Source organism: Coprococcus intestinihominis (assembly GCF_040096555.1).
Lineage (GTDB): Bacteria > Bacillota > Clostridia > Lachnospirales > Lachnospiraceae > Coprococcus_A > Coprococcus_A intestinihominis.
Map to the genome: position 1 here is coordinate 1 of NZ_JBBMEK010000161.1, position 7,630 is coordinate 7,630.

The 7,630-nt window shown below is 43.0% G+C and carries 7 protein-coding genes; 6 read left to right on the forward strand and 1 reads right to left on the reverse strand.

What is annotated here, in order from left to right:
- The 5 genes from WMO25_RS12005 to WMO25_RS12025 all read left to right on the forward strand — a co-directional run.
- On the forward strand, positions 1-334 hold a 334-nt coding region (locus tag WMO25_RS12005), incomplete at its 5' end, for an SEC-C metal-binding domain-containing protein (RefSeq protein ID WP_349085503.1).
- A 29-nt stretch (positions 335-363) separates the two neighbouring features.
- Positions 364-1,920 carry an ABC-F family ATP-binding cassette domain-containing protein gene (locus WMO25_RS12010; protein ID WP_349085504.1) on the forward strand — a complete coding sequence of 519 codons (1,557 nt, stop codon included), beginning with the start codon at positions 364-366 and terminating at the stop codon, positions 1,918-1,920.
- A gap of 150 nt (positions 1,921-2,070) precedes the next feature.
- On the forward strand, positions 2,071-2,643 hold the full coding sequence (locus tag WMO25_RS12015) for a manganese efflux pump MntP (RefSeq protein ID WP_349085505.1): 573 nt from the start codon (positions 2,071-2,073) through the stop codon (positions 2,641-2,643).
- A gap of 17 nt (positions 2,644-2,660) precedes the next feature.
- Positions 2,661-4,067: a radical SAM/SPASM domain-containing protein gene (locus tag WMO25_RS12020; protein WP_349085506.1), complete on the forward strand. Its 1,407-nt coding sequence runs from the start codon at positions 2,661-2,663 to the stop codon at positions 4,065-4,067.
- Between the two features lie 211 nt (positions 4,068-4,278).
- Positions 4,279-4,860, forward strand: a complete 582-nt coding sequence (locus WMO25_RS12025) for a TetR/AcrR family transcriptional regulator C-terminal domain-containing protein (protein ID WP_015514234.1) — start codon at positions 4,279-4,281, stop codon at positions 4,858-4,860.
- 48 nt (positions 4,861-4,908) lie between these two features.
- Here WMO25_RS12025 and WMO25_RS12030 read toward each other — a convergent pair whose 3' ends face one another.
- On the reverse strand, positions 4,909-6,006 hold the full coding sequence (locus tag WMO25_RS12030; protein ID WP_117526923.1) for a prephenate dehydrogenase: 1,098 nt from the start codon (positions 6,004-6,006) through the stop codon (positions 4,909-4,911).
- A 284-nt stretch (positions 6,007-6,290) separates the two neighbouring features.
- On the opposite strand from WMO25_RS12030, the gene WMO25_RS12035 reads away from it, so the two are divergent.
- On the forward strand, positions 6,291-7,630 hold a 1,340-nt coding region (locus tag WMO25_RS12035; RefSeq protein ID WP_349085507.1), incomplete at its 3' end, for a GTP-binding protein.

The following is a 7,630-nucleotide window of genomic DNA, read 5'->3' on the forward strand; positions in this document are numbered from 1 at the left end:
GAAATACGGTATGGATGTTGTCCGTTTCGGCGGTTTCCTTGATGGTATCAATGAAAGCTTAAAGACACCAAACCCTGTTGATACCATCGTTGCTGAATCAGAAGTGACTGTTGATATCGACCTTGAGAAACTGTACTACAACATGGTAGCTGCAAAGGCTGATTGGCTTTACAACCTGCCTCAATGGGATGCACTTCTGACAGAAGAACGCAGAAAAGAGCTCTACAAAGCCCAGAAGAAATCTATGACTGTTGTTAAAGGCAAGAAGATCGGACGTAATGATCCATGCCCATGCGGAAGCGGCAAGAAGTACAAACAGTGCTGTGGACGTTAATCACTGCTTAAGTCTGAACAGAGGTTTTTATGAGTATCTTAAATGTTGAACATTTATCCCACGGATTCGGAGACAGAGCCATCTTTCAGGATGTCTCTTTCCGGATGCTGGCGGGAGAACATATTGGACTTATCGGCGCCAACGGTGAAGGTAAGTCCACTTTTATGAGTATTATTACAGGCACACTGATGCCTGACGAAGGCAAAATCGAATGGGCCAAAAACGTCCGTGTCGGTTATCTTGACCAGCATACCGTGCTTGAGAAAGGCATGACTGTACGTGAAGTACTAACATCCGCTTTTGACTTTCTCTTTGAAATGGAAGAGAAGATGAATCACATCTGCGACAACATGGGCGGGATGTCCCCGGATGAGATGGATACAGCCATGGAGGAACTCGGCACCATTCAGGATCTTCTCATGATGCATGATTTTTACATGATTGACAGCAAGGTGGATGAAGTAGCCCGGGCTCTTGGTCTGACAGACATTGGCCTTGACAGGGATGTCACTGATCTAAGCGGCGGCCAGCGTACCAAAGTCCTGCTGGCCAAGCTTCTCCTTGAAAAACCGGACATCCTGCTTTTGGATGAGCCTACCAACTATCTGGATGTCGTCCATATTGAATGGCTGAAACGTTACCTGAATGACTATGAGAATGCTTTCATTCTTATTTCCCACGATATTCCATTTCTGAACTCCGTGGTCAATTTGATTTATCATATGGAGAATCAGCGTCTGGATCGTTATGTGGGAAATTACGACCAGTTCCAGGAAGTCTATGCCATGAAGAAAGCACAGCTGGAAGCAGCTTACAACAAGCAGCAGAAGGAGATCGCCCAGCTGAAAGATTTCGTAGCCAGAAATAAAGCACGCGTTGCTACCCGCAATATGGCGATGTCCAGACAGAAGAAACTTGACAAAATGGATGTGATCGAACTTGCCTCCGAGAAGCCAAAGCCTGAATTCAATTTTAAGCTTTCCCGCACACCAAGCCGTTACATTTTCCAGACAAAGGATCTGGTCATCGGCTATAATGAGCCACTATCTACACCATTGAATCTTGAAATGGAACGCGGGCAGAAGATCGTCCTTACCGGTGCCAACGGTATCGGCAAGACAACGCTGCTTAAAAGTATTCTCGGCCTGATTCCTTCCATCAGCGGCACGGTAGAACAGGGAGATTATCTGAACATTGGTTATTTTGAGCAGGAGATGACCGGTGACGGCACAAAAACCTGCATTGAAACACTCTGGGATGAATTTCCATCCTTCAGTCAGTATGAAGTACGGTCAGCACTGGCCAAATGCGGTCTGACAACCAAGCACATCGAAAGCCAGGTGCGTGTCTTAAGCGGCGGCGAGCAGGCAAAGGTCCGTCTCTGCAAGCTGATCAACAGAGAGACCAATGTTCTCCTCCTTGATGAGCCTACCAACCATCTGGATACAGATGCCAAAGATGAGTTGAAGCGTGCATTGATAGATTATAACGGCAGCATCCTGATGGTCTGCCACGAACCAGACTTTTATGACGGTCTCGCTACAGATGTCTGGGATTGCACCCGTTGGACAACTAAAATATTCTAAAAATACGACATTTTAATCCTTTTGTAGCTTCTTTTTGAACATTTGCCTTTTTGTGAATCTGTACTTTCAGCTCATTTTCTTTTATAGTACTAATTGCTAGCAGACATGCTAAAGTATACAGAAAATAAATAAATGGGCTGGAGGTCTGGTATGAGTCTTATAGAGATACTTATCATTTCCATCGGATTGTCTTTAGATGTCTACGCTGTTGTTGTGTGTCAGGGAGCCGTTCTTTTAAAGATTGAAAAGACAAAGCTTCTGAAAATGAGTCTGTTTTTTTGTGCCTGGCAGGTGGTTGCCGTTGCCATCGGTCATGCGGTCACATTAATTCCTTATCTGGCAGACATCGCCAAAAATGTCAGCTATGTAGGTGAATTTATTTCAGTCATCATTTTTACGGTTATTGGCGTATACATGTTATACAAAGCCTGGAAAAATGAAGGCATTCTCGAACGACTGAGCGATGTTAATTACAAACAGCTCTGTGTTGCTGCATTCTTCACCAGTCTTGACGCACTTTTTGCCGGTATGGGATTTGGCCTCTTAAAGGCGGGGTTCTATATTGTAGCTCTGAGTATACTGATCATTACAGCCGTTATGGTTATACTCGGACTGTACACCGGCATGCGGCTTGGATATGAGCAAAAGACAAAGGCATACGGCATTGGCGGTATTTTGCTGTTGATTTCTGCCATAGATGTCGTATTAAAATATTTAGCATAAATCAGGAGGATTGAAATATGAATACAACATTAGACAAAATTTCACATAAAGCGCAGCGTGCAGCTGCCAGTGTTATCATCGACAAAGTCCTTGCGATGGTAGACAAAGACAGAGAAAAAGGATTTCTTGAATTAGTAGACTGGGCAGAACAGTTCTGGGGCAATGGATTTTCCAAAGAAGATTACGATAAGGTTAGAACAGCTATCAAAGATCCTGATAACAGATGGATTAAATTCATCAATCGCGTATTGGATGAAACAGATCCTCATGTTGCCAAAATGGCTGCATTGAATCTTGGTTTTGAGGCTTTCTTCCGTGGCACAAAGATGATCCGTAAGAACCGTGAAATCTACCACTGCAATATTCCGTGGCTGATTCTCTTTGACCCGACATCCGCCTGCAATATGCATTGTCAGGGATGCTGGTCCGGTACATACGGTCACAAGGCTAATCTGAGCTTCGATGATATGGATAAGATCATCACAGAAGGCAAAGAACTTGGCGTTTATCTGTATATGATGACAGGCGGTGAACCGCTTGTACGTAAGGCCGACATTCTTCGTCTTGCAGAGAAGCATAACGATGTTGAGCTTTCAATCTACACAAACTCTACATTGATCGATGAAGATTTCTGTAAGGAAGTGGTTCGTCTCGGCAATATTACTTTCCAGCTTTCCATCGAAGGTACACCTGAGACAAATGATGCCCGCCGTGGTGACGGTCATTATGCAGCTGTCATGAAAGCCATGGATCTGCTGAAGAAATACGGTATCATTTTCGGTACATCCATCTGCTACACATGTGCCAATATCGAAGCCGTTACAAGTGATGAATTCTTAAGAATGATCTCCGAAAAAGGAGCACGTTTTGGATTCTATTTCCACTACATGCCAGTGGGCAACAATGCAGTTCTTGACCTGATGCCTACAATGGAACAGCGTGAATACATGATCAAACGTATCCGTGAGATCCGTTCTCCACAGTGTGATATCGGATTTTTCCCAATGGATTTCCAGAATGACGGCGAATATGTCGGCGGATGTATTGCAGGCGGACGTAACTACTTCCACATTAACTCTGCAGGTGATGCAGAACCTTGTGTATTCATCCACTTCTCCAATACAAACATTCATGAGAACTCCATTCTTGAGATTCTCCAGAGCCCATTGTTTATGGCTTATCATAACGGTCAGCCATTCAACAACAACCATCTGCGTCCATGCCCGATGCTTGAGAATCCGGAATTCCTTCAGAAGATGGTTCATGAAACAGGTGCTCACCAGACAAATATGGAATCTCCTGAAACCGTTGAACATCTCTGCAGTAAATGCAAGAATTACGCTGAAGAATGGAAGGGTCATGCCGATAAGATCTGGGCTGAAGAAACCCACAAAACACCACAGTACACAAATTACAAAAAATGATCACTCTTTAGAGGGGACTGCCGAGGCAGTTCCCTTTTTATCGTCTGCAATCCATCTGTTTCAAACATCACATATTAATTTGCATGTTAATATTCTGAAATCAATGATTGCTATTACTAGAATATGTAAATTATATTTGCATTTTTTTCTTTTTGTGTTATACTTTCTAATATTGTTGCAATTGAGCATGCAGCCTGGAGGGAAATTTTGAATGGAAAGAAAAAAGATGACCAAGGCGCTGATCGGCGAAAGTCTGAAAGTACTTATGCGCAATCATCCCTTTGAGAAAATCACAATCAAAATGATCACAGATGAAGCCGGCGTCATCAGACCGACTTTTTATAATTATTTCTGCGACAAATACGAAGTCGTTGAATGGATTTTTAATGAATATATTATAGAAAAAGTTCGCGCAATGTTTGAGCAGAAGATGTATACAGAAGGTTTAAAACTGTTATTTGTATGTATGAAGAACGATTGTGCTTTTTACAGGAAAGCCTTTGAGATTACAGGTCAGAATGCCTTCACGGACATTATCAGGAATTCTCTGCATAATCTTTTCCTGTCAGAGATGAGCGAAATCTATATAGAGAACCAGACGAACAATCCTTTAGTGACGGCTGAACTTGTTGCTGCTTTTTATGCCAACTCATTATCCAACCTTCTTCAGATGTGGATTCAAAGCAATAATCAACAATGTACCGCCGAGAATATGGTAGAAGCCTATGCCTATCTCCTGAGTCACAGAATACAGGATTTTATTGATCCAACAGAAAACCCTGCTGAAAATTAGTTTTTCAGCAGGGTTTTCTTATGCTGCAGAATCCAGAACTTTTTCCGTCTATCGTGTATGGATAATATAGGAATATTTGGACAGCAGTGCTGTTGCTTTCTCCACGGCATCCTGTTCATAGAATTCTATACGCAAAACACCTTCCTGGAATTCCCGGTTATGGAGAATGCCGATGTTCTTAATACTGATACGATTGGAAGCCAGTATAGTTGCAATCGTTGCGATCGCACCAGATTCATCGATCAGATCCACATATATCTCATAGGCCGGCTCAATACTGCCTTTCATCTTCATCGGCATACTGTCGCGGTAATCCTTGGCCTCTTCAAAGAAACAATGCAGTTTGTCTCCCCGATTCTCTCTGATAGCCTCTGATATATCTTCCAATGAAGCCTTATAGGCATCAATCACCTTCAAAAGCTGCCCCTGGTTCTCAAGACAAATGGATTCCCACATATCCGGGGACGATGAGGCGATACGGGTGATATCCTTGAAACCGCCTGCTGCCAGCTGACGCATCAGCCCCTCCCTGCTATCAGATGTCCGGACAAGATTCACCAGTGTGTAGGCAATAACATGGGGAAGATGACTGATCGCAGCCGTTGCATAATCATGCTCCTCACAATTCAGTACGATTGGAACTGCACCTGTATCTGTTACAAGCTGACGCATTTCCGCCACCTTGTCAGGATTGGAAAGGGCAGTAGGTGTTATAATATAGTAAGCATTCTCTAGCAGCCGGTCTGTTGCACTTGTATAGCCTGTCTTCTCTGATCCGGCCATGGGATGCCCGCCGATAAAACGCGCCTCCATTCCCAGTTCTCTGACCGCCTCATGAATTGTGGATTTAACGCTGCCCACATCTGTAATCACACAGGTATCCGGCACAAGATCCTTTAACTTCTTCAGGCACTGGATATTCACAGAAACCGGCATGCACAGAAAAATAAAATCACACTCTGCAAATGAAGCATCGATCACATCCGTTGCCTGATTGATCGTCCCATCCGACATCGCCTCCACAAGACTGCTTCTGGAGCGATTGTATGCAATTAATCTATATTCAGGATGTACACGACGAAGGGCCTTGGCAATGGAACCGCCAATAAGCCCGAGACCGATAAACCCGATTGTTTTGTCAGACATAATATTTCCCCTTTTGTATGATAAAATTAAGTTAAGCTTTTATCAGTCTAACACTTACCTATATAAAAGTCAATGATTTATGACTTTAAAGCAGTAAATTTTATCTGTCTAGTTCAAATATTCCAACTATCAGAAAATAATTTTCAGAATTTATTGTTAAATATCGATAAAATACTTGAAAAATCATCATCTTTTTAGTAGAATATAGACATGGGTTTTCTTCAATAGATCATGTATTCACCAGAAGTTTAACCTATGTATCAAATCGTATTGGAGGACTGGACATGAAGGTTTATAAGACACAGGATATTCGTAACGTAGCAGTTCTGGGACACGGCGGCTGCGGAAAGACAACACTTGTTGAAGCAATGGCGAATGTAACAGGTGTTACATCACGTATGGGCAAAGTGGTTGATGGCAATACTATCAGCGATTATGATAAAGAAGAGATCAAGAGAAAGTTTTCAATCAGCACATCCATCGTTCCAATTGAATGGCGATTCTGGAAGATCAATCTTCTTGATACGCCGGGTTATCTCGATTTTGTTGGTGAAGTTGAAGAAGCATTATCCGTTGCAGACGGCGCGATCATCGTTATTTCCGGTAAAGCTGGTGTAGAAGCAGGCACAGAACGTGCATGGGAATTCTGTGAGAAGTATGATATTCCGAGAGTATTCTTTATAACAGATATTGATGATGACAATGCAGATTATGCGAAGATCGTAGAAGACCTTCGTGCATTATACGGCAAGAAGATTGCTCCTTTCCATCTGCCTGTCAAGGAAGACGGAAAGTTCACCGGCTATGTGAATGTTGTTAAGATGCTGGGACGCAAATGCACAGACGACGGCAATAAGTTCGAAGACATTGCGATAGAAGATATGCATCTGTCTGATGCACTTCAGGCAGAATTAGAACCTTGCCGCGAAGCACTCCTTGAGGCGGTTGCTGAGACAAGTGAAGAATTCATGGATCGTTATTTCGAAGGCGGCGAATTCACAATTGATGAGATTATCGATGCCCTCAGACAGAATGTCAATGACGGCAATGTTGTTCCGGTTCAGTGCGGTTCCGGCCTTTACAATATCAGCATTGAGAATCTCGTGAAGACATGTGTTGAATTCCTTCCGTCACCAATCCGTGATACAGTCAAGATTTTTGGTAAAGATCCTAGAACTGACAAGGAATACAATGTGGATTATGACTCCAGACGTCCATTCTCGGCCTATGTATTTAAGACCATCGTAGATCCTTTCATCGGTCGTTACTCATTAATTAAGGTATGCTCCGGTGAATTGAAAGCGGATTCCGTGATTTATAACTATGAACGTGAAACAGAAGAGAAGATGAACCGTCTCTATGTTCTTCGAGGCAAAGAAGCCATTGAAGTACCTGAACTCAAAGCCGGCGATATCGGTGCCATCGCCAAACTGACCAACACCGAAACCGGCGATACCCTTTCACTGAAGAGCGATCCGCTTGTTTTTGATAAGTTTGAACTCAGTGCCCCTTATACATACAAACGTTATGCAGCCAAGAACAAAGCCGATGTTGATAAGATTTCCCAGGCACTGCAGAAGATGATGGAAGAAGACTGTACATTGAAGACTTTTAATGACAAGGA

Coding starts and splice junctions, on each gene's coding strand:
- WMO25_RS12010 (WP_349085504.1), top strand. CDS start 364: ATGAGTATCTTAAATGTTGAACATTTATCCCACGGATTCGGAGACAGA.
- WMO25_RS12025 (WP_015514234.1), top strand. CDS start 4,279: ATGGAAAGAAAAAAGATGACCAAGGCGCTGATCGGCGAAAGTCTGAAA.
- WMO25_RS12020 (WP_349085506.1), top strand. CDS start 2,661: ATGAATACAACATTAGACAAAATTTCACATAAAGCGCAGCGTGCAGCT.
- WMO25_RS12030 (WP_117526923.1), bottom strand. CDS start 6,006: ATGTCTGACAAAACAATCGGGTTTATCGGTCTCGGGCTTATTGGCGGT.
- WMO25_RS12015 (WP_349085505.1), top strand. CDS start 2,071: ATGAGTCTTATAGAGATACTTATCATTTCCATCGGATTGTCTTTAGAT.